20 protein-coding genes are annotated in these 23,806 nt (G+C 33.7%); 11 read left to right on the forward strand and 9 right to left on the reverse strand.

Translation table 11 applies throughout. From position 1 onward, the window contains the following. Positions 1–18: 18 nt before the first annotated feature. Together N4T20_RS06790 and N4T20_RS06795 are read left to right on the forward strand one after the other, a co-directional pair. Complete coding sequence (locus tag N4T20_RS06790) at positions 19–2,118, forward strand: peptidylprolyl isomerase (protein WP_260672317.1); 2,100 nt, start codon at positions 19–21, stop codon at positions 2,116–2,118. Positions 2,119–2,436: 318 nt separating this feature from the next. Then, positions 2,437–2,838 carry a hypothetical protein gene (locus tag N4T20_RS06795; protein ID WP_260672318.1) on the forward strand — a complete coding sequence of 134 codons (402 nt, stop codon included), beginning with the start codon at positions 2,437–2,439 and terminating at the stop codon, positions 2,836–2,838. An 18-nt stretch (positions 2,839–2,856) separates the two neighbouring features. Here the strand turns inward: N4T20_RS06795 and N4T20_RS06800 are convergent, their stop codons facing one another. After that, positions 2,857–3,765: a GYDIA family GHMP kinase gene (locus N4T20_RS06800; protein ID WP_260672319.1), complete on the reverse strand. Its 909-nt coding sequence runs from the start codon at positions 3,763–3,765 to the stop codon at positions 2,857–2,859. 112 nt (positions 3,766–3,877) lie between these two features. Continuing rightward, on the reverse strand, positions 3,878–5,191 hold the full coding sequence (locus N4T20_RS06805; RefSeq protein WP_260672320.1) for a hydroxymethylglutaryl-CoA reductase, degradative: 1,314 nt from the start codon (positions 5,189–5,191) through the stop codon (positions 3,878–3,880). A 180-nt stretch (positions 5,192–5,371) separates the two neighbouring features. Between N4T20_RS06805 and N4T20_RS06810 the strand changes: the two genes are divergently transcribed. The 6 genes from N4T20_RS06810 (at position 5,372) to N4T20_RS06835 (ending at position 12,638) form a co-directional block, all read left to right on the forward strand. Continuing rightward, entirely contained in the window at positions 5,372–7,543 is a 2,172-nt protein-coding gene (locus tag N4T20_RS06810; RefSeq protein WP_260672321.1) for a S9 family peptidase, read from the forward strand. 36 nt (positions 7,544–7,579) lie between these two features. After that, complete coding sequence (locus N4T20_RS06815) at positions 7,580–9,256, forward strand: peptide MFS transporter (protein ID WP_260672322.1); 1,677 nt, start codon at positions 7,580–7,582, stop codon at positions 9,254–9,256. A gap of 5 nt (positions 9,257–9,261) precedes the next feature. Further along, the gene (locus tag N4T20_RS06820; protein ID WP_260672323.1) at positions 9,262–10,746 is read left to right on the forward strand and encodes a peptide MFS transporter; all 1,485 of its coding nucleotides are present in this window, start codon (positions 9,262–9,264) and stop codon (positions 10,744–10,746) included. 46 nt (positions 10,747–10,792) lie between these two features. Continuing rightward, positions 10,793–11,260, forward strand: coding sequence for a thioredoxin family protein (locus N4T20_RS06825; protein WP_260672324.1), 468 nt, complete (start codon positions 10,793–10,795; stop codon positions 11,258–11,260). A 213-nt stretch (positions 11,261–11,473) separates the two neighbouring features. Beyond that, a complete protein-coding gene (locus N4T20_RS06830; protein WP_260672325.1) occupies positions 11,474–11,926 on the forward strand; it encodes a thioredoxin family protein in 453 nt (150 codons plus the stop codon). Between the two features lie 262 nt (positions 11,927–12,188). Beyond that, positions 12,189–12,638, forward strand: a complete 450-nt coding sequence (locus N4T20_RS06835) for a thioredoxin family protein (protein ID WP_260672326.1) — start codon at positions 12,189–12,191, stop codon at positions 12,636–12,638. A gap of 2 nt (positions 12,639–12,640) precedes the next feature. Here the strand turns inward: N4T20_RS06835 and N4T20_RS06840 are convergent, their stop codons facing one another. From N4T20_RS06840 to surE, 5 genes are all read right to left on the reverse strand, one after another. Then, entirely contained in the window at positions 12,641–14,671 is a 2,031-nt protein-coding gene (locus tag N4T20_RS06840) for a ComEC/Rec2 family competence protein (RefSeq protein WP_260672327.1), read from the reverse strand. Between the two features lie 51 nt (positions 14,672–14,722). After that, a complete protein-coding gene (locus N4T20_RS06845) occupies positions 14,723–15,208 on the reverse strand; it encodes a C40 family peptidase (RefSeq protein WP_260672328.1) in 486 nt (161 codons plus the stop codon). A gap of 6 nt (positions 15,209–15,214) precedes the next feature. Continuing rightward, positions 15,215–16,336, reverse strand: a complete 1,122-nt coding sequence (gene lpxB, locus N4T20_RS06850; protein WP_260672329.1) for a lipid-A-disaccharide synthase — start codon at positions 16,334–16,336, stop codon at positions 15,215–15,217. 63 nt (positions 16,337–16,399) lie between these two features. Beyond that, entirely contained in the window at positions 16,400–16,669 is a 270-nt protein-coding gene (locus N4T20_RS06855) for a hypothetical protein (RefSeq protein WP_260672330.1), read from the reverse strand. Continuing rightward, positions 16,662–17,441 carry a 5'/3'-nucleotidase SurE gene (gene surE / locus N4T20_RS06860; RefSeq protein WP_260672331.1) on the reverse strand — a complete coding sequence of 260 codons (780 nt, stop codon included), beginning with the start codon at positions 17,439–17,441 and terminating at the stop codon, positions 16,662–16,664. The genes N4T20_RS06855 and surE overlap by 8 nt, the downstream gene beginning before the upstream one ends. Before the next feature lie 213 nt (positions 17,442–17,654). Between surE and N4T20_RS06865 the strand changes: the two genes are divergently transcribed. From N4T20_RS06865 to glsA, 3 genes are all read left to right on the forward strand, one after another. Then, the gene (locus tag N4T20_RS06865) at positions 17,655–19,838 is read left to right on the forward strand and encodes a carboxy terminal-processing peptidase (protein ID WP_260672332.1); all 2,184 of its coding nucleotides are present in this window, start codon (positions 17,655–17,657) and stop codon (positions 19,836–19,838) included. A 96-nt stretch (positions 19,839–19,934) separates the two neighbouring features. Continuing rightward, complete coding sequence (locus tag N4T20_RS06870; protein ID WP_260672333.1) at positions 19,935–20,720, forward strand: DNA/RNA non-specific endonuclease; 786 nt, start codon at positions 19,935–19,937, stop codon at positions 20,718–20,720. 59 nt (positions 20,721–20,779) lie between these two features. Then, complete coding sequence (gene glsA / locus N4T20_RS06875; RefSeq protein ID WP_260672334.1) at positions 20,780–21,790, forward strand: glutaminase A; 1,011 nt, start codon at positions 20,780–20,782, stop codon at positions 21,788–21,790. 66 nt (positions 21,791–21,856) lie between these two features. Here the strand turns inward: glsA and rpe are convergent, their stop codons facing one another. Beyond that, positions 21,857–22,519 carry a ribulose-phosphate 3-epimerase gene (gene rpe / locus N4T20_RS06880; RefSeq protein ID WP_260672335.1) on the reverse strand — a complete coding sequence of 221 codons (663 nt, stop codon included), beginning with the start codon at positions 22,517–22,519 and terminating at the stop codon, positions 21,857–21,859. A gap of 363 nt (positions 22,520–22,882) precedes the next feature. Then, positions 22,883–23,746, reverse strand: coding sequence for an RNA polymerase sigma factor RpoD/SigA (locus N4T20_RS06885; RefSeq protein ID WP_007804760.1), 864 nt, complete (start codon positions 23,744–23,746; stop codon positions 22,883–22,885). Between the last annotated feature and the right edge of the window lie 60 nt (positions 23,747–23,806).

Here is a 23,806-nt window from a genome sequence, read left to right on the forward strand (position 1 = left end):
AAAATTAACGATAATAAAATGGCAGTTTTAGCAAAAATTAGACAGCGTTCCGCTTTATTGATAGGAGTTATTGCACTTGCATTATTTGCATTTATAATACAAGATCTATTCACAAGAGGAACATTTGGTCAAAGTTCAAAAGATGTAGGAAGCATCGATGGAAAAGATATTTCATTTGAAGACTTTAGAGTTAAAGTTAGTAATGTTGAAAAAAGTGGGCAAGGCATAACTTCCACTGAAGCTGCAAACAGAGTTTGGGATCAAGAAGTTTCAATCGCTTTATTGTCATCACAATTTGATAAATTAGGATTGAGAGTTGGTGAAAAACACATTTTAGAGGTTTTGAAATCAGATCCAAATATTGGTAAAAACCCAATGTTCTTAAACGCAGCAGGAATGTTTGATGTGGTTAAGTTTAAAGATTATTTCAAATCAAATCCAGAAGCAGCACAATACATCGCTCAAAAAGAGAAAGATGCTGAATTGAACGCAAAATTTCAAATCTATAATACTTTAATTAAATCAGGACTTTACACAACTGCTAGTGAAGGGAAATTAAAGTATGAAATGGAAACTAATAAAGTAAGTTTTGCTTTTGCAGCTGCTCCTTATTCTTCTATTAAAGATAGTGAAGTAAAAATCTCTGATGATGAGATCGTAGCTTACATGAAGAAAAACGAGAAAAAATTCAAAGCAGATGCAACTCGCGAAATTCAATACGTTTTAGTTGAAGATAAAGCTTCTAAAGAAGATGAAGCTGAAATTAAAGCGAAATTGACTGCATTATTATCAGGAAGTGTTGTTTACAACGCAAAAACTGGTAAAAATGATACATTGCCAGGATTCAAAAACGCTACAAACATTGCTGAATTTGTAAATGCAAATTCTGATGTTCCTTACGATTCTACTTATGTTCCTAAAAATGCATTGCCAGCTGTTGATGCTGACAAACTATTCAGCTTGCCTGCTGGAGCAATCTACGGACCATACGTTTACGGAAGATACTATGCAATTTCTAAATCTCAAGGATTTAAAGCTGGCGTTAATGCAAAAGCAAGTCATATCTTAATTGGTTATGAAGGATCTCAAACTCCAAACCCAAAAGAGAAAAGAACTAAAGAAGAAGCTAAAGCTAAAGCTGAAGAAATTTTAGCGCAAGTTCAAGCTAATCCAGATAGTTTTATGATGTTGGCTTTTACAAGTTCTGATGATTCATCTGCACAGCAAGGTGGTGATTTAGGATATTTTGGGCCAAACCAAATGGTAAAACCTTTCAATGATTTTGTATTCAGCAACGGAATTGGTAAAGTTGGTTTAGTAGAAACTCCTTTCGGATTTCACATTATCAAAATTACAGACAAACAAGACGGAATTCGTTTAGCGACAATTGCTCAAAAAATTGAACCATCTGAAGCTACTTCTGATAAAGTATTTACATTAGCAACTAAATTCGAAATGGATGCTGCTGATAAAGACTTCAATGCTGCAGCTAAAGAATTAGGTTTAAAAGTGGCTCAGCCTGTTAATGCAAAAGCTATGGATGAAGCGTTTGGACCATTAGGAAACCAACGTAACATTGTAAGATGGGCGTTTGATAAAGAAACAAGCAAAGGAGACGTGAAACGTTTTGAAATTGCTAACATCGGACACGTTATTGCGCAATATAAAGGTGAGAACAAATCTGGTTTAGTTTCTGTTGATATGGCAAGACCTTACGTAGAGCCAATCTTGAAAAACAAGAAAAAAGCAGAATTGTTAAAAGCTAAAATGCAAGGTTCAAGCCTTGAAGCTATCGCTAAAGCGGCAGGAGTTGCGGTTCAGCAAGCTGCTGATGTAACTCTTGATAACCCAGTTCTTCCAGGTGGAGTTGGACAAGAGCCAAGAGTTGTAGGTAATGCATTTGCTTTAACAGCAAACAAAATTTCTGCACCAATTGAAGGAAATACAGGTGTTTATGTAGTTAAAAACATCAAAACTGTAAAAGCTCCTGCAATTGCTAATCACGCTGCTTATGTAGAGAAAGTAAAAGCTCAAAGCGCATCTGATGTGAACAGAGTATTGCCAGCGTTGAAAAACAATGCTAAAATTGAAGATAACAGATTGCAATTTAATTACTAATTAAAAAGTAATTCATCTCATAGAAAACCCGAAACGCTTTAAGTGTTTCGGGTTTTTCTTTTTTTAATATATCAGTAATTATGTTTGTAAATTTTTACTGTTAATTTTCTAAAAGTATATAGGAATTATCGAAATTTAATTTAAAAAACTTGTGATATTCAAAATATTACAGTTAATTTGCTCGGTTTTTAATTTTAACATATTTTTGGCTTTTGCCTCACAATAAAAATAAAGAAGAATAAATATTCAAGAACAAAAGCTTTAATAATAAATTATTTAATGTTTTTTACTTTTAAATTTTTTAGAAAGAAGCCAAGAGTGTATACCAAAATAGAAAGTCATATTTATGGTATTATTACTGAGCTTTTAAAAGTGGGCAGCACCGACATCAATGTTGATGAATTGGGTGGAAAGTACTATTTGAGTAACGAAGAGCAGCATTTTAAAGTTACCATTTTGAGTAACGATTATGTGATCAGATTGACTAATACGCATGATTCTGTTGCTGAAAAATATGATAAAGTTTTTGTCGAAGATGTTTTGAAAGCCGTAAAAGAAGAAAAACACCGACGGATGGAGGTAGTTTATGATTCAATTACAAACAGCATCGAAAAAATGGCAGAACGTCTGCACAATAGACTTATAGAGTCAAATGAGCAGGACAAATCAGTTCGCCGTTTGGAAACAAAGGAGATTAAAAACAGTAAAAAAGCAAACTAAGCTTTTTTTTGAAATGAATTATAGAATCATTTCTTCATAAGTCAAAATCGTTTCATATCCTTTATCAAAGAAATATTCTTTCGGGTTTTCTTTAGAAACCACCAGAATAAAATCTCCGCCCCAAGCCCCAAGACTCTTAATTACACCATTAAAATCTGGAAAAACAGCCTCTTTTATAGTCTGCATTTCTAAAACATTGCTCAAATGGATTTCGTGTTTCTGAATCGCTGAAGCAAATTCTTTTAATGTTTTGGCATGAAGGATTGCATTTGTGATTTTGTTGTTTTCGGCAACTTTATCTGCCAAATGATTGTTTTTGTGATTGTTGTATGAATAGATGGCAGATTTGCTATTTTGTTTTTTATTTAAGTAAACAAAATAAAGGTGCTCTTTAAAGTCTGGATTAAACTCAACTTGTTGCACAAAATTGTCTTTTATTCGATACAAAACGGGTGTGTTATTTTGGGCACAAGCAATATCGTAACCGCTTCCGCCAAAACTATTTTTTAGTAACGTAAAAGCATTAATTTCTGCCCATTGTGCAATATTATTGATAAGGGTTGACGAAGTTCCTAATCCCCAATTTCTTGGAAAACTCAAATGGGTGCTTACTTTATATCCGTTAGCATTATCAATAAACTTTGGGTTTAAGGCATATGCTTCATGCAAAATATTGACAAGAGTTGATTTAACAGTATCAATTTGCGGATCTGAACCTTTTATAACTTCGTCAAATGAGATTGTTTCTTCAAACCATAAGTGTTTGTCGTAATCATAACTTTTCCATTCAATTTGTTTATCTTCAAAATCCTCAATGACTAAATCTTGGCCAAATTTTGTAGGCAGAGCAAAAGCATCTGCTCCATCTAAAACAAGATATTCTCCAGCGATAAAAAGTTTTCCGTTGCTATAAAAGGTTGTTGACATACTTCAATTTTAAAATAAATTCCAAATCCCAAAAGGTCGGGATAAATCCCAAATCCCAATTAGCGTTGGAATTTGGGATTTTATTTGGAAGTTATAATTTTTGGAATTTTATTTATTTTCTTAAACTCTCAATGAATTCTACCACAGCACTATGAGAAACGGCTGTTTTTTTGAAATGCGTTTTAATTAAATGTCGCTCTTCATCGGTAGCTTCAAATTGATTGATAATGTTGTTAAGATGCATTTTCATGTGCCCTTCCTGGATGCCTGTTGTGGTTAGCGAGCGCAATGCGGCAAAATTTTGTGCTAAACCCGCAACCGCTACAATTTCCATTAATTCTGGAGCTGATGGTTTTTCTAAAATCTCTAAGCACAATTTTACTAGAGGATGTAAAGAGGTTAAGCCGCCAACAGTGCCAACTGCTAGAGGAATTTCAAGCCAAAAAGTAAAAATTCCATTCTCAATTTTGGCATGAGATAAACTGGAATATTGTCCATTTCTCGATGCATAAGCATGAACTCCCGCTTCTACAGCTCTAAAATCATTTCCTGTTGCGAGAATCACAGCATCTACGCCATTCATAATGCCTTTATTGTGTGTAACCGCTCTAAAAGGCTCAACTTCTGCTATTTGTACTGCTTGAACAAAACGTTCTGCAAATTCTTGCGGATTGGCAATATGTTTTTCTGCTAAATCTTCAATTGGGCAGGAAACTTCGGCTCTAACAAGGCAATGCGGAACATAGTTGGAAAGAATGCTCATTATAACTTCCAGCTTTTCTCCATTTTGGCATAAGTCAGAATTTTGAGCCTCTTCTTTTAAAGTAGAAGCAAATTGCTCTAAACAAGAATTGATAAAATTGGCTCCCATGCTATCTTTGGTTTCAAAAGTAGCATGAAGCTGATAGTAGTTCTCTAGTAAACTTCTTTTGTCTTTTAATTTAATATCTAAAATACCTCCGCCACGCTGCTGCATATTTTTGGTAATGCTTTGCGTTTCCGAGAAGAATTTTGGTTTAATCTCGTCAAAAAAGTGACTTAATTTTTCGGAATCTCCGCTATAAGTAAAATGAACTTGGCCAATTTTTTCGGTATTGATAATTGTAGCTTTAAAACCTCCTCTTGTCGACCAGTATTTTGCTGCTTTAGAAGCTGCTGCAACGACAGAGCTCTCTTCAATAGCCATCGGAATCGTTTTGTATTTTCCGTTGATTAAAAAGTTAGGAGCAACTCCAAGTGGGATATAAAGATTTGTAATAGTGTTTTCTATAAATTCATCATGAAGCTGCTGAAGCTTTTCGTCTGAATTCCAGTAATTTCTTATAATATTTTGCGCCTCTTCGGGATTTGAAAAATATTCATTTGCAATCCAGTTGATTTTTTCTTTTTTGGATAATTTAGAAAATCCGGCGACAGCGTTGTTCATTCTCAAGGTATTAAATAATAATGTTGCGGCAAAGATACTATTTTAAGAGTTTTGATTGCAATCTATTTCAGACATGAAAGTACGCAATCGTTATTTTTTTTAACATTTAACACTTAAAATGTGTATTATGTTTATTTTTTTTACTAAAATTGGGCTCTTTTTATATTTAAAATAATTCTAATGAATACAAGTAAATTTACTGCAGTACTTTTATTTTTAACTGCGGTTGTTTTTGGGCAGCAGAAAATAACTGTCGAAAATGTTTTTAGCGGTATTTTCCGGGCTAAAGGAATGGATGAACTGCAATCGCTAAAAAATACAAATCAATATACTGTTTTAAATGTTGATCAGGCGAGCAGAAGTATGCAGATTGATTTATACGATTTTGCGACCCTGAAAAAAGTATCGAATCTTATTGATACTAAAAATTTTAAAGAACTTGCCAACGGAATCAACAGCTATACTTTTGATGCTTCTGAAAAAAAGATCTTAATTGCTTGTAATTCTTCTAAAATATTCCGTCACTCTTTTACTGCAGATTATTTTCTCTACGATATCGCAGCAAAATCTCTGATTAAACTTGTTGATTTCCAGATTCAAGAACCAACTTTCTCACCAGACGGAACTAAAATCGCTTACGCAAGAGAAAACAATTTATATGTATACGACGTAGCATCAAAAAAATCTACTCCAATTACAACAGACGGAAAGAAAAATGCTGTTATAAACGGTATTACTGACTGGGTTTACGAAGAAGAATTTGCTTTTGTACGCGCTTTCGACTGGAGCAAAGACAGTAAAAAAGTAGCTTACATTCGTTTTGACGAAAGCCAAGTTCCTGAATTTTCAATGTCAATTTTCCATAAAGATTTATATCCGAAAACTGAAACTTTTAAATATCCTAAAGCAGGAGAGAAAAATTCAGAAGTTTCATTGCATATCTATGATGTAGCAGCAGGAGCAACAAAAAAAGTCGATTTAGGAAATTATAATGATTTCTACATTGCTAGAATGCAATGGACAAATGATGCAAATGTACTTTCTGCACAGGTTTTAAACCGCCATCAAGACAATTTAGATATATTATTTATTGATGGTAATACTGCAACTGCAAAAGTGGTTTTAAATGAAAAAGATAAAGCTTACGTAGATATAACTGATAATTTAACTTTCTTGAAAGATAACAGTTTTATTTGGACAAGCGAAAAAGACGGTTTTAATCATATTTATGTGTATGATAAAAACGGAAAACTTAAAAATCAAGTTACTAAAGGGAACTGGGAAGTGGTTTCATACTACGGTTTTGATGAAAAAACAAAAACTATTTTCTACCAATCTACAGAAAATGGTTCTATCAACAGAGATCTTTACAGAATTGGTTTAGATGGAAAAAACAAAGTGCGTTTGTCTTCAAAAACTGGAACAAGTGCAGCGACTTTCAGTCCAAATTTCCAATACTTCATTACAACGTTCTCAAGTAGTACACAGCCTACAACTTATACTTTAAACGAGGCTAAATCAGGAAAAGAAATTCAGGTTATCGAAAATAACCAGGCTCTTGCTGATAAATTGAAAGCATATGATCTTCCTTCAAAAGAATATTTTGTTTTAAAAACAGCAAAAGGAAATGAATTGAATGCGTGGATTTTAAAACCAAAAGATTTTGATCCTTCAAAAAAATACCCTGTTTTCATGTTCCAATATTCTGGTCCAGGATCTCAGCAGGTAGCAAACCAATGGAATAATTCTAATGATTACTGGTTCGCTTCATTAACACAGCAAGGTTACATCGTAGCTTGTGTTGACGGAAGAGGTACAGGATACAAAGGTGCTGATTTCAAAAAAGTGACTCAGAAAGAATTAGGAAAATACGAAGTTGAAGACCAGATTGGTGCCGCAAAAGTAATTGGAGCTTATCCTTATGTTGATGCTTCAAGAATTGGAATCTTCGGATGGAGCTACGGTGGATTTATGGCTTCTAATTGTATTTTCCAAGGAAATGATGTTTTCAAAATGGCAATTGCTGTTGCGCCAGTTACGAACTGGAGATTTTATGACAGCGTCTACACAGAAAGATATATGCAGACTCCGCAAGAAAATGCAAGCGGATACGACCAAAACTCTCCTATAAACCACGTTGATAAATTGAAAGGAAAGTTCTTGCTGATACATGGTTCTGCAGATGATAATGTTCATGTTCAAAATACCATGCAGATGATGGAAGCTTTAATTCAGGCAAATAAACAATTTGATTCTCAAATTTACCCAGATAAAGATCACGGTATTTATGGCGGAAAAACCAGAGTGCAGCTTTATACCAAAATGACCAATTTTATCAAAGAAAATTTATAATCTAGAAATATATTAAACCTAATTAAACAGAATAGTATGGGAGAAACTCAAGTAAAAACAGCGCATCCAAAAGGTCTTTGGGTATTATTTGGAACGGAGATGTGGGAGCGATTCAATTTTTATGGAATGCGCGCTTTATTGACTTTATTTCTTGTGAATTCATTATTAATGAAGGAAGAAGAAGCATCATTAATTTATGGAGGTTTCCTTGGACTTTGTTATTTGACCCCAATGCTAGGTGGTTTTGTTGCTGACCGCTATTTAGGAAACAGAAATTGTATTCTACTGGGAGGATTATTAATGGCAATAGGGCAATTGCTTTTGTTTACAAGCGGAAGTGTTTTTGAAAATAATATACCGCTAGCTAAAATTATTATGTACTCTGCATTAGGAGTAATTGTTTTTGGTAATGGATTCTTTAAACCGAATATTTCTAGTATGGTTGGAAGTTTGTATCCAAAACAAGAAAAAACAAAATTAGATAGTGCTTTTACTATTTTCTATATGGGAATTAACATCGGAGCATTTCTTGGTCAGTCAATCTGTCCATTATTAGGCGATGTTAAGGATGCAGGAGGAATTAGAGATATTCATGCTTTCAGATGGGGGTTCTTAGCGGCTTCTACTGCAATGTTGTTAGGTACAATTCTTTTTTACTTCTTAAAAAACAAATATGTAGTTTCTCCAGAAGGAAAACCATTAGGAGGATTGCCATCTAAAAATGAAGCTTCAGATTTTGAAGAAGGAGAAGCACAGCAAGCAAACTTCTCGACTAAAGCTCTTATTGGTGCGGGAATTGCATTTATTGCTTTAGGATTCTTTTTCCATTATGTGGTAGGTCAGAACTTAATTTACACGTTGATTTATTCGAGCGGTTTGGCATTAGCAGGATTAATTATCTCGGATACTTCTCTAACTAAAATTGAAAGAGATAGAATTTATGTGATTTATATCGTATCATTCTTTATTATTTTCTTTTGGGCTGCGTTTGAGCAAGCAGGTTCGTCATTGACTTTTATTGCAGATAACCAGACAGACAGACATTTCTTTGGGTGGGCAATGCCGCCTTCAATGGTTCAAATTTTTAACGGATTATTCGTTGTGGTTTTAGCAGTTCCTTTTAGTATTTTATGGGATACTTTAAGAGCTAAAGGAAAAGAGCCAATTTCGCCAGTAAAATTAGCAGTTGGTTTAGTTGTGATTTCTATTAGTTTCTTTATGATCGCAACTCAAGTTTCTTACATCGGAACTTCGGGGCTTTTATTAGTTAAATGGCTTATTTTATTATATTTCTTAAATACGTGTGCAGAATTGTGTTTGTCTCCAATTGGATTGTCATTGGTTGGTAAATTATCTCCAAAACGTTTTGCATCATTATTATACGGAGTTTTCTTTTTATCGAATGCATCAGGATATGCTTTAGGAGGAACTTTAGGTTCTATCTTGCCGGCAACAGGCGATAAATTTGCCAAAGCAAAAGAACTAGGAATCGATCTTCAGGCAGTTTTAGATAAAAAAATAACCCTTTCGGCAGACCAATTGGCTTTGTTAGATCACCATCAGATTAGTGCTCAAAATCCAATTTTTGCAGGATTTGAAATCCATAACTTATATGAATTCTTTATGGTGTTTGTTGTTCTGACTGGTATTGCTGCAATTTTATTGTTTGCTTTAACGCCACTATTGAAAAAATTAATGCACGGTGTTAGATAATTAGAATGGAAAACAATATTACTTTAGAAGAAATTCAAAATTTTGAGGGTAAGTACCCAAAACAATTGTGGTACTTATTTTTGGTTGAAATGTGGGAGCGTTTTTGTTTCTACGGAATGAGAGGAGTTTTAGCTTTTTTTATGGTAGACCAACTAGGTCTCGTTGAAGGGAAAGCAAATTTACAATACGGAGCGATTCAGGCGTTTGTTTATGCTTTTACATTTATCGGAGGAATTTTTGCAGATAAAATTTTAGGATTTAAAAAATCACTTCTTTTTGGAGGGATTGTCATGATTCTTGGAAATTTGCTTATTGCAGCTTCTCCCCATGATTTCTTTTATTATGGAATAACGCTTTCCATTATCGGTACAGGTTTTTTTAAGCCAAATGTATCTTCAATGGTAGGGGAGCTGTATCATGAAAATGACGGTCGCCGAGATGCGGGTTACGGATTGTTTTATGCCGGAATTAATATAGGAGGAATGCTTGGTGGAGCAATTCCTATTTATTTAGGTAAAAACTATTCTTGGAGCCTTTGTTTTCTTTCAGCTGCAATTGTTATGATTATAGGGGTTATAACTTTCCTTCTGACTAAAAAACATTTAGCGCCAATTGGAAATTCTCCGTTAGAAAATCATGCGCCTAAAAAACGTAATCTTTACGAGATAGCAGTTTATGTAGGATCCTTTGTTGTTATTCCGTTAGTGTATATAATGGTTATCAATTCTGATTTTACAGAGTACTTTATGTATACTATGGGAATAGTAGCATTGGCGTATTTTGCATATGAACTGATAATGTTAAAGGATGGAAAGCAGCAGCGAAAACTTTTGGCCGCATTTGTATTCATTTTTGGCTATTTTATGTTTATGGCAATTTCTGAGCAATCAGGAGGTTCGCTATCATTGTTTGCAAAAGATAATCTATCAAACAAATTGCTATTTTTTCATATTGATCCAAATGTGGTAAACAATAGTATCAACTCATTATATGTTGTTATTTTTAGTCCATTAGTAGGATTGTTGTGGATATTTATGGCAAAGCGAAAAATTGAACCGAATACTGTTATTAAGTTTGGTTTATCATTTGTTTTGCTTGCAGCAGGTTTCTTTATTTTTTATACAGCTAGATTTTTTGTAAACAAAGACGGGTTGAGTTCTCTTGACGTTTTTGCTTTAGGATATCTTGTATATACACTTGGAGAATTGTGTATCGGTCCGATTGGGATGTCGGTAATCACTAAATTATCACCGAAAAGATTGTTCGGGATGATGATGGGATTATGGTTCTTGTCAAGTGCCTTCGGTCAGTTTGCGGCAGGAAAATTAGGAGCTGAAATATCTGATGCCAATACTGGAACTACATTAATGTCTAAGCTTATTGCCTATACTGATGGATATTATCAATTGGCCGTTTATTCTCTAATTGCTGGTATCATTCTAATTGTTGCAACTCCGTTAATCAGAAGATTAATGCAAGAAGTTAAATAATTATATCGTAATTAGTTTTTGCATAAATTTGTATAAAATTCCCATTATGAAAAAAATAATACTTATTGCTTTGTTTTTAATCGGTGCGGCAAATATGCAGGCACAAGAGTTGAAATGGTATACAGATGTTAGAGAAGCAATTACGGTGAGTAATAAGGAACAGAAGCCTTTGCTGATGTTTTTCACAGGCAGTGATTGGTGTGGATGGTGTATTCGTCTGCAAAATGAAGTTTTGAAAACTGCGGAGTTTAAGAAATGGGCGACAGATAATGTTGTTTTAGTCGAATTAGATTATCCAAGAGCTGTTGCACAGACTCCTGAGCTTAAAAATCAGAATAACGAATTACAGCAAGCTTTTGGTATTCAGGGATTTCCAACGGTTTATTTTACAAGTGCAGAAACTAAGGATGGTAAAGTGAATTTTAAAGGTCTCGGTAAAACAGGATATGTTGCGGGTGGTCCCTCAGCTTGGCTAACGGTGGCTGAAAGTATCGTGCATCCAAAAAAAATATAAATTTTTAGATAATAAATTGAAAAGCCTCTTACATAGTAAGGGGCTTTTTTTTGTTTAGTAGGAAAAATTCTTTATAAATGTTCTTTTAAATTGAATATTTTGTATTTTATTGCGGATAAAAAAACACATAATTTATTTTTTGTATTAATATAATTTGGATAATTAAAATATAATGTTAATTTCGTCTCGCTAATCTAACCAAAACCAATTTATATGACTAAAAAATTACTTTTCCTACTGTTTTTTTTAGGTTCATTTATGACGCAAGCACAAAACTTAGCATGGAGAACAAACATGACAGATGCTATTGCTATAAGCAATGACCAAAAAAAACCAATGTTGATTTTATTCACTGCCTCAGGTGTACCAGAAAATCTTCAAAACGAAATCTTTAAAACGCCCGATTTTGCTGTTTGGTCACGAGACAACGTGGTCTTAGTAAAATTAGATTTGTCTGATATGAATGCTTCAGATAGCGATCGAGAACAAAATGTGAAATTGAAAAATGCATTTGGTGTTCAAGATCTTCCAGAAGTATGTTTTGCAATGGCGTCGGTAAGAAAAAACAAAACGACATTTAGCGCTTTAGGAAAAATAGCCTACAAACCTGGAGGAGCAAAAGCTTGGATTGCAGAATCAAATGCAATTTTACATCCAGCAGAATAGTAAACGATTTCATTCGACTTTTATTTTAATTTTTTTTAGTCCTCTTCTATTTCTAATAGGAGGGGATTTTTTTATTCTTAAGAAGGCTATCAAGAATTTGATTATTTTAAATAATGTTTGTTTTGCATTTATTAAAAAAAGGCCCATATATTGTCAATTTGATTTTAATGCTTATAAGTTGATTTTTAATTGCTTAAAATTTTTATTTGATTCTTTTTTTGTATTATTTTAGTTTTATTAACATAATCAAAACCAAAATTATATGCCAAAAAATCTACTTATCCTATTGCTTTTTTTTAGCCCATTTTATATGAACTCCCAAAATATAATCTGGAAAACCGATATCAATGATGCTGTAACTGCAAGTGCAGAAAAAAGAAAGCCTTTATTGATTTTCTTTACAGCTCAAGGCGTAAGCTCTCAGCTGCAAAATGAAATTTTTGCTACTCGCGAGTTTGAAGAATGGTCGCGCAAAAATGTTATTTTGGTGAAACTTGATCTTTCTGATTCTTCCATTTCTGATGCTGCTAAAGAGCAAAATCTAATGTTAAAGAATGCTTTTGGTATAGAGGACATTCCTCAGGTATGTTTTTCTGAGGTAACCGTCAGAAAAGGGAAAACCAATTTTAATAAATTAGGGCTTATTGCCTACACAAGTTCTGGCGTTAAAACCTGGATTTCTGAATCCAATTCAATTTTAAACCCAGAATAAAATTATAATTGATAGTATCCCTTTTCTTTTGTCGAATGAAAGGGGATGTTTTTTTTGAGACAGCTGTTTTTCCAGCATTTCTGTATAGAATTGGAATTAGAGCCATCAGCTATGACAATTTTTGGATGAATATCTTGCAGTACCCGATCCAGATTTATTTTTGAAGTCTGCGTAAGAATTAAAATGTCTGGCTTGATTTTCTTGGAAAAAGTTTTCGTACTGTCAATGATTAAAATTTTGGTGTTTTTAAAGTAAAGCACATTTTTAACCTCTTTAATTGCAGACAAGGTGATTGAATTTCCAACAAGATACGAATTTATATTCTTTTTATTGACTTCTTTATGATTGCTGTCTCTGCTGTAAAGTATAAAGTTTCTTCCTAATCGCTCAGAAATAAGCGTGCTGTTTTTTTCATTGTAAACAATCAGCTCTTCTTCATTTTCAGTTTCAATTTTACTTAAAATAAAAGCAAGCTGAATTGTAATAATTGAGACCAATACCAATATTAATTTGTTGAAGCTTGGTTTTTTAATCCAAATTATAGAGTCAATAATAAAGAATGTGAAGGCAACTAAATGATAAAAATTAAAGCTTATGTCTCGTATAACGAAAGCATCTGCAGAAGCAACTGCATGAACCATAAGATTTAGCAAATAAATGCTTTTTTCAAAAACCATTGTAAGAAGTAATGGAGGGCTGGCAAAAATTGCAATAATTATGATCACAATGCCAGCAATCATAATAAAGGATAAAACAGGAAGTATAATAATATTTGTGACAAAAAATAAGCCCGGAAATTGATGGAAATAGTAAAGGCATAAAGGCAAAGTGCCAATTTGTGCGGCAAAAGAAACCGTAAGGGCTTCCCAAATATAAACTGTTAACTTGTATTTTGGCTTATAGATGTTTTTTAAAATCGGTTGCAGCCAAAGAATAAAAAATAATGCGACGTAGCTTAATTGAAAACCAACATCAAATAAAAAATACGGTTCAAAAAGTAATATCAGTAAAATTGAAACCAATAAAGTGTGATATATATTGCCATTTCGACGTAAATGATTTCCGATTGCAAGAAATGAAAACATAACCACAGATCTCAAAACCGATGGGGATAGGCCAGAAATTATGGCGAAACCAGCCAAGGAAATTAGAATTGATGCTAGTTTTAAAAAAGAGCCTTTTCTTGTATTTGGAATTGGCTTCAGTATAAAGGTTATAAAAAACATTATAAAGCCAACATGAAGACCTGAAACAGATAAAATGTGCGTTGCTCCAGAATATTGATAATCCTGAATAATATCTTGCGAAATCTCCTGCTGCTGTCCTAAAATTAATGCTAGGGCAACATTCATTTCGGCTTTATTGAATTTTGATTTTTCAAGATTGGAAATTATTCTCGAATGCAATTGAGCACAATAATACCAAATGTCTTTTTGAATGGTTTTACTTACCGAAATTTCCTTTTTCTGGCAATAAATCTGCGCATAAATCTGCTTGTTTGCCAAATATTTGCCGTAATCAAATTGATTGGGATTTTTACTAGGTTTGTTTTGCTGTAAAATCGTTTTAATTTTAAGTCTGTTTCCTATTATCAAGTGGTTTTTTATGCTGTCTTTCTGAATGTTTATGATAATTTTTCCCGAATAGGACTTTCCTGATATCGTTTTTACCAGACCAATATATCGGTCGCTATAATCGTTGCTTTTTAGTTTTTCCCTTAAAATTAATATTACTGATTGAGGATTTTTAAAAGCTATTTTGCAATGTGTGTAGTTGCTTTTTTGAAGGCTTTCGGTATGGCATAAAAGTGTTAATGCTCCAATGCAGAAAGACAGAATATAACTCAAACTTCCAAATAAGATTGATTTTTTACTGTGCTTTAAGCTCCAAAAAAAGTCTGCGCAGAATGCTATAAAGCTAACCAAAACTGAAATGGCAATGACATGATCAGAAAAATGCAGATAATACGAAGCAATTACCCCGAGTATAAAGGCAATTGTAATTTTTGCTAACGGAAAATCTAATACTTTCATGGTTTAAAAGTATTAAATATTTGTAAGAAAAATAATAAAAAAAATATTATTTTACGGAATAACTCTATTGACTTGTTCGAAAGAGTTTTTATAGTAAGGCTCTTTGGTAGAAGAAATGATTACTCCTTTTGATGTAGACGAATGCACAAATTTTATTTCATCAGAATTGACTTCTGTGATTAATCCGACATGATTAATTTGTCTGCTTTTGTTAGTTTTAAAGAAAATTAAATCGCCTTTTTTTGCATCGGTTAACGGAATGACTTTTCCAATTTTTGCTTGTTCATAAGAGCTTCTTGGAAGTGAGATATTTTCACTTTCAAAAGTAGTGTAAACCAATCCAGAACAGTCAAAACCGCTTTTTGTAGTTCCTCCTGCTTTATAGCGAACCCCAATATTGTCAGTTGCTTTTTCGACAAGATGGTTAACCAAAGTTTTGCTTTCTCTTTTAGATTCGTTTTTGTTTGCAACAGAAGAAGTTGACTTACAAGAAGTAAAAGCAATGGCTACAAGCAAAAAAAGGAGTATTCTTTTCAAAATAGATTAATTAGTTTGTTTTAAATCGGCAACAATAAGTTTCGCGGTGTTTTTACTCGCGCCCACTCCGCCTAACTTTTGTTCTAATATATCGTAATTTTGCAGCACTTTATTGCGATGACTAGGCTCTAATAATTTTTGAAGTTCTTCTTTAATTCTTTTTTTATTGCAATCACCCTGAATCAATTCGGTTACCACTTCTTGATCCATGATTAAATTTACAAGAGAAATGTATTTTAGGGTAATAATTCGTTTAGCAATCTGATACGAAACTTCGCTTCCTTTATAGCAAACCACTTCGGGCACTTTAAAAAGCGCAGTTTCAAGAGTTGCCGTTCCAGAAGTTACTAGTGCAGCTGTCGAAGAACGCAATAAATCGTACGTTTTATTCGAAACAAATGCGACGTTTTTATTTTTTAAAAATTGCTGATAGAATTCGTATTCCTGACTTGGAGCACCTGCAATTACAAATTCGTAATCCTGAAAATCATCAACAACACTCAGCATTACGCTTAGCATTTTAGTAATTTCCTGTTTGCGGCTTCCAGGCAGGACAGCGATAATTGGTTTTTCGCCAAGATTATTTTCTTTTCTAAATAATGCTTCGTCAAAAGCAGGCTGATTCTGAATGGCATCAATAAGCGGATGTCCAACAAAATCGACAGGGAAATGATGCTTGTCCTCGTAAAAACTTTTTTCAAAAGGCAGAATCACATACATTTTATCAACGTCTTGTTTGATCGCTTTAATTCGATTTTCTTTCCAAGCCCAAATTTGAGGAGAAATGTAATAATGTGTTTTATAGCCCAGTTCTTTTGCCCATTTAGCAATTCGCATATTAAAACCCGGATAATCAATAAAAATAATCACATCTGGCTGAAACTCCGTGATGTCTTTTTTACAGATTTTAATATTGTTTAAAATGGTTTTTAAGTTGAAAACCACTTCAATAAAGCCCATAAAAGCCAAGTCGCGATAGTGTTTTACGAGAGTTCCGCCTGCTTTCTGCATTAAGTCTCCGCCCCAAAATCTAATTTCTGCTTCTGGATCTTCAATATATAATGCCTTCATTAAGTTGGAACCGTGTAAATCTCCAGAGGCTTCTCCTGCAATTATGTAATACTTCATGTTGGTTTTTTTGTAAATGTGCTAAAGTTGTAACTACTAAAGGGAACTTAGCAAAGATAAGATTTAAATAACTAATGTAGAAATGGCCAGTACAATCACGGCCAAAATTACGCCTCGAGCCATGAATTCTTTGTTTCTTTTTAAAAGAATAGCAAATACACCAAGATCTAAAAGTGTGCCTATGGTAATTATTTTTCCAAGATAACCGTATTCCCGAATCATTTTAAATCCAGATGAAATGTCAAATGTGGTAAAAAAGGTGATAAACAGATAGCTTCCTAGGAGAGCTGTAAAAATTCCGATTAAAAAACCAATTAGTATTTCTTTAGTCATTTAATTTCCAAGTATTAAGTTGTTGGATAGAATGGTGGGCAGTCAAGTCAAATTGCACGGGAACTACAGAAATGTATCCGTTTGCCAGAGCCCATTCGTCGGTATCTTCTCCTTTATCTTCGTTTACAAATTTTCCTGCAAGCCAGTAATAATCTTTTCCAAAAGGGGTTTGTCTTTTATCAAATTTCTGTGCGTAGTAAGCTTTCGCTTGACGGCAAACTTTAATTCCTTTAATTTCAGATTCTTTTAATTTTGGAAAATTCACGTTTAAAACAACCCCCGGCGGCAGTTTATTGGCCAGAGTTTCTAATGTGATTTTTTTTACGAAAGATTTAATCTGTTCAAAATCAGCATTCCAATCAAAATCCAAAAGAGAAAAACCAATTGCCTGAATGCCCTCGATTCCTGCCTCTACTGCCGCACTCATGGTTCCGGAGTAAATAACATTGATAGAAGAATTAGATCCGTGGTTGATTCCCGAAACGCATAAATCGGGTTTGCGCTTTAAGATTTCGTTTACTGCCAGTTTTACACAATCTACAGGAGTTCCAGAACAGCTGTACTCTGCAATTGTGTCATTTTCTTTAGAAATTTTATCGATGAATAAAGTGTTGTTGACTGTAATCGCGTGCCCCATCGCGCTTTGGGGTTTGTCTGGCGCAACGACAATGACATCGCCAATCGTTTCCATGACGCTGATGAGGGCTCTAATTCCGGGAGCCAAAATACCATCATCGTTGGTCACTAATATAAGTGGTTTTTCAGCTTTCATATAATAAATATTATGTGTAATTTTAACAATTGTAAGATTTTAAAAACAAATTTAGTCACAGATTCTTTAGGATAAGCCACAAATACTGCAAAATTTGTCAACTAAGGTAAAGAACTTTTTTACGAATTAAACATTTTTATATCTTTAACAAAAAATTATCGAAGCGTTAGCTCTCGTGGCATAGTTTTTAACGTAACTTAGATAAAAAAATTGATGAATGCTATTATAAAGTTTATGAAAAGAAATTATAAGATACTCATAGCCGTATTGTGCTTATCGCTTACATTATTTGCATTTAAGATGAATGCTGATAGGACAATCGATCCAGATCCGAACAGAGACAAGACACTTTTAGAATTATTAGCATTTGTTATTGAGAAAGGACATTATAGTCCGGCAGAAATAAATGATGAATTCTCAAAAGGTATTTTTAAAGATTATATAGATGCTTTAGACCCATCAAAAAGATTCTTCCTTCAGTCAGATATTGACGAGTTCAAGCAGTACGAATTAATGCTGGATGATCAATTTTTGAATAAAGATATTACGTTCTTCAACCTTACTTATACAAGGCTTATGAAACGTATGGAAGAAAGTAAAAAACGTTACAAAACGATTTTAGCTCAGCCATTCAACTACAATGTGGATGAGACTTTTGACGCTGATTATGAAAAGATTCCGTATGCAAAAAACTTAACGGAGATTAACGAGAGATGGAGAAAACAAATTAAATTATCAACTCTTTCTTCTTTAGTTACAAAACAAAAAATTGAAGAAGAAAAGAAGAAAAAAGATCCAGCTTACAAAGAGAAATCTTTTGAAACTTTAGAAAAAGAAACTCGCGAAAGCTCTTTAAAATCTCTAGATGATAATTTTAGTGTGATTAAAGATTTGAATAGAGAATATTGGTTTTCTGTGTATTTGAATTCTATTATGGCTCGTTTTGATCCGCATACAAGCTATTTTGCACCAGAAGAAAAAGATCGTTTTGACGTAAACATCAGTGGAAAACTAGAAGGTATCGGAGCTCGTTTGACTAAGAAAAACGATTTTACTCAAATTGACGAATTAATTTCTGGCGGTCCAGCTTGGAAAGGAAAACAGCTTGAAGCTGGAGATTTAATCTTGAAAGTTGCTCAAGGAAATGAGGAGCCTGTAGATGTTGTTGGAATGCGTTTGGATGATGTTGTGAAAAAAATCAAAGGTCACAAAGGAACTGAGGTAAAACTGACAGTTAAAAAAGTTGACGGTTCTATCAAGGTTATTTCTATCATTCGTGATGTTGTTGAAATTGAAGAAACCTACGCTAAATCTAGTGTTGTTGAGAAAAACGGTTTAAAATACGGAGTGATTTACCTTCCAAAATTTTATATCGACTTTGAAAATAAAGATGGGCGTGATGCTGGAAAAGATATTGCTCGTGAAGTAGAAAGATTGAAAAAAGAAAATATCAATGGTATTGTTCTAGACGTTCGAGATGATGGCGGAGGATCTCTTTCTACAGTTGTTGATATTGCTGGTTTGTTTATCGAAGAAGGACCGATTGTACAAGTAAAATCTGCTGGTAAAAAGAAAGAAGTTTTATACGATAAAGATAAAAAAATCGAATGGGATGGCCCATTGGTTATCATGGTAAATAGTTTTTCTGCTTCGGCGTCTGAAATTTTGGCGGCTGCAATTCAAGATTACAAACGTGGTGTAATTATCGGAAGCAAACAAACTTATGGTAAAGGAACCGTGCAGAATGTACTAGATTTAAATCAGTTTGTGCGTAACGCAAATTATGGAGATCTTGGAGCACTAAAAATTACAGGGCAGAAGTTTTATAGAATTAATGGAGGCTCAACTCAATTAGAAGGAGTTCATAGCGATGTGGTAATGCCAGATCGATATGCGTACCTAAAAATGGGCGAGAGAGATATTGATAATGCAATGCCTTGGGATAAAATAGATCCAGCTGATTATAGCACTTGGACTTCTAATGAGAATTTTACAAAAGCGATTAATAATAGTAAAAATAGAATAGCTCAAAATGCTCAGTTTAAATTAATCGATGACAATGCCAAATGGATCGATGTTAAAAACAAAGAGAATGTATATAGCTTGAATATTAAGAGCTTCAAAGAAACTCAAGAGCAAGTTGAAAACGAAGGGAAAAAATATAAGCCAATTTCTGATTACAAAAATGATCTGATTTTTAAATCGCTTCCTTACGAAGAAGAAGAAATGAAGGCTGATGCTTCGTTAAAGGAAAAAAGAGATGCTTGGCACCAAGCTTTGTCTAAAGACGTTTATGTAGAAGAAGCCTTAAATGTTTTAGATGACTTGCAAACCAAAAGTTTGGTAAAAAATACAGTTACTCCTAAAATGAAAAAGGATAAACTGGTGAAATCTTAAGTTCGAAAAGAATTTAGTTTGTTTAAAAACGCTCTATAAATTTTGAATTTATGGAGCGTTTTTTTGTAAGTTTATCCTCTAAAATAAATAAAAAATATGAAAGGCTGTTTAGGTTTAGTTTTGCTGAGTTTTGCATTGCTATCTTGTAAAAAAGAAAATATAAAAAATAATGAAGAAATAAAAAGTAATGAAGTTGTCTCTTTTAAAGGCAATAACACTTACGGAGATTCTGCATACACCGTTTCGTACCTTCCGACCTCGACAACAAAACAGATTGTAAAGCACCAATATTACACGCTTTCTTATAATGAAAAATTTGAGCAAGCTGAATGGGTCGCTTATGAATTGAAAAAAGAATACTTGAAAAATAATGATTATAAAAGGCCTTACTTTATCGAAGACCCAAAAGTAACTACAGGCTCTGCAGACTGGAGAAATTATAAAAACTCTGGTTACGATAAAGGACATCTTTGCCCTGCGGGGGATATGGAATTTAGCAAAGATGCGTATAATGATACTTTTTATACTTCGAATATTTCTCCTCAGAAAAAAGAATTTAATGCGGGAATTTGGAATAGAATTGAGCAGAAGACTCGCTATTGGGCAGGAAAATACAATGATATTTACGTAGTAACTGGCGGAATTGCGAAAGATTCAGATAAAAAAATAGGACTAGAAAAAGTGGCTGTTCCTAAGTATTTTTATAAAATTGTTTTGGCCAAAAATGGTAAAGAACACAAAGCAATTGCTTTTTTGGTTCCAAACGAGAAAAGTGACAAATCGATTTATGATTTTGTTGTTCCAATTGAAACTTTAGAAAAAATGACTGGAATTGATTTCTTCCCAAATCTTAAAAATCTAAAAAGCAGTAAGGATTTTTAAGTAAACAATATTTACTCACAAATTAATACAGAATACAAATAAGAATGCATTTTTTTAGAATGAAGAAGCAAATGATTTTTGTTGGTTTAATGATTGTTTTTGTCATAAACCAAGGCTATAGCCAAACAATACTGAATAAAAAAAATATAGAAAATACGCTTAACGATGCCTTTAATAAATTTAAAGATTTAAAAGAAGGAAAAAATGCAGACTATATTAAAGAATTAGCCAACGTTGATCCCAATATTTTTGGTATTGCACTTGTTACTGCAGACGGAGCCATATATACAAAAGGCGATATAACCTCAATGGTTTCAATTCAGAGTATATCGAAAGTATTTACGATGGCAAAAGTAATTGAAGAAGAAGGCCCCCAGTTTTTGGAGGACAAAATAGGAGTGAATGCCACAGGGTTGCCATTTAATTCTATTGTTGCAATAGAAATGAATAAAGGAGATAAAATAAATCCTCTTGTGAATCCAGGCGCTATTGCGGCCACAAGCCTTATTCGTGGTAATGATTCTATAGCAAAATGGAAAGAAATTCAGAAAATTCAAAGTGATTTTGCGGGAAGACAGCTTTCTATAAATCGTCCTGTTTATATAAGTGAGGCTGGTGATAATTTGCGAAATCAGGCCATTGCACATTTGTTATTGGCTTATAACAGAATATATTTTGATCCAGTACAATCAACAGATCTTTACACGAAACAATGTGCATTGAACGTAAATGTAAAGGATCTTGCTACAATGGCTGCAACGTTGGCAAACGGAGGCGTTAATCCTGTTACAAAGAATAAAGTTGTCAGTCAGTCGACAGTGATGTATACTTTGCCTGTCATGGCAACTGCAGGTCTTTATGACAACTCTGGAATTTGGCTGTTTAATTCGGGACTTCCAGCAAAGAGTGGTGTCGGAGGAGGGATATTGGCAGTGTGTCCGGGCAAGTTTGGAATTGCTGTCATTTCGCCGCCATTAGATAAGACTGGAAATAGTTTAAAAGCTCAGAAGGTTATCCAATATGTTGTAGAACAGCTTAAAGTTAATCCTTATTGGATTGAGCCTAAATAGGTTTAGGGTAAAAAAAGAAAAGTCCAAAATTATTTTTTGGACTTTTTTTTGCTTTTTTTTGAAAATTTAAAATGCAGTAAGGCTTTTCAAATCTGCTATAGTTTCTGTTGGATTTTCGGCTTTAAAAACGAAGCTTCCAGCCACCAAAACATCTGCACCGGCTTCTGCCAATTGTTTGGCATTTTTGCTCGTCACACCACCATCAATCTCAATTAATGTTGAAGCATTTTTACGAGTTATCAGTGCTTTTAGTTTTTTTACTTTGTCATAAGTTTTTTCGATGAATGATTGTCCGCCAAACCCTGGGTTTACACTCATAATGCAGACTACATCAATATCATTAATAACGTCTTCCAGCAAATCAACATTGGTATGCGGATTCATGGCAACTCCAGCTTTCATGCCCTCGGTCTTAATAGCCTGCAATGTTCTGTGCAAGTGTGTGCAGGCTTCGTAATGCACGGTTAGTCCATTTGCGCCTAAATCTGCAAAAGTTTTAATGTAACGATCTGGATCGATAATCATTAAATGTACATCGATGTATTTTTTGGCGTGTTTTGAAATAGCTTCTAAAACCGGCATCCCGAATGAGATATTCGGAACAAAGACTCCATCCATAATATCGATATGAAACCAATCAGCTTGACTGTTGTTAATCATTTCGACATCACGCTGTAAATTACCAAAATCGGCAGCAAGAACTGAAGGAGCAATAAATGTATTTTTCATTGTATTTGTTGTGTGTTGTTTTATTGCAAAGATAAATTTTTTATGATTTGGATTGAAATTTAACCGCAAAGTGCGCTAAGATTTACGCAAAGTTCTCTATTTATGGAAATGCTCGCAAAGTCGCAGAGTCGCAAAGTTTATTATTCTTTGCGACTCTGCGACTTTGCGAGATTCTTTAAATTTTTTTTCGGTTAAAGAAACAAAGACAAAATAAAAAACTCCGGTAATCAGCCGGAGTTTCAATCATCAATCAAAAAACGAACAGTCAATCAAACTGTTGTTTGGGGTAAAATTCCAAGTTATAAATTCCAAATCCCAATTAGATTGGAATTTGGGATTTTAAATATTGAAATTTAATATTGTTTATCCTAAATAAGTTTTAAGGATTTTACTTCTAGAAGTGTGTTTCAATCTGCGGATTGCTTTTTCTTTAATCTGACGAACACGCTCACGAGTTAAGTCGAAAGTTTCTCCAATTTCTTCAAGAGTCATTGGGTGCTGATCGCCAAGACCAAAATACAAACGCACAACATCTGCCTCTCTTGGAGTTAATGTTTCTAATGAACGCTCAATTTCAGTACGAAGAGATTCGTGAATTAATTCTCTATCTGGATTTGGAGATTCTCCAGAACGCAATACGTCGTAAAGGTTAGAATCTTCTCCTTCAACAAGAGGAGCATCCATTGATAGGTGACGTCCAGAGTTTTTCATAGACTCTTTTACGTCGTTTACAGTCATGTCAAGTTCTTTTGCAATTTCCTCAGCAGAAGGCGGACGCTCGTTAGATTGCTCTAATAAAGCATACATTTTGTTGATTTTATTGATAGAACCAATTTTATTTAATGGTAAACGTACAATACGAGATTGTTCAGCTAAAGCTTGAAGAATCGATTGACGAATCCACCATACAGCGTAAGAAATGAATTTAAAACCACGAGTTTCATCAAAACGTTGAGCCGCTTTAATTAAACCTAAGTTTCCTTCATTAATTAAATCCGGAAGAGTTAATCCTTGATTTTGATATTGTTTAGCCACAGATACTACGAAACGTAGGTTGGCTTTTGTTAGTTTTTCTAAAGCTCTTTGATCACCAGCCTTTATTCTTTGTGCTAATTCTACCTCTTCATCAGCGGTAATTAGGTCAACTTTTCCAATTTCTTGTAGATATTTATCTAACGATGCAGTTTCACGATTAGTTACCTGCTTGGTGATTTTAAGTTGTCTCATGTTGTTGTCTCCCTATTTTTAAAGTGTACAAATGGTTATACGTATAGAGTATCGAAAAAG

It is taken from the genome of Flavobacterium sp. TR2, from assembly GCF_025252405.1.
In the GTDB taxonomy this organism is placed as follows: Bacteria; Bacteroidota; Bacteroidia; order Flavobacteriales; family Flavobacteriaceae; genus Flavobacterium.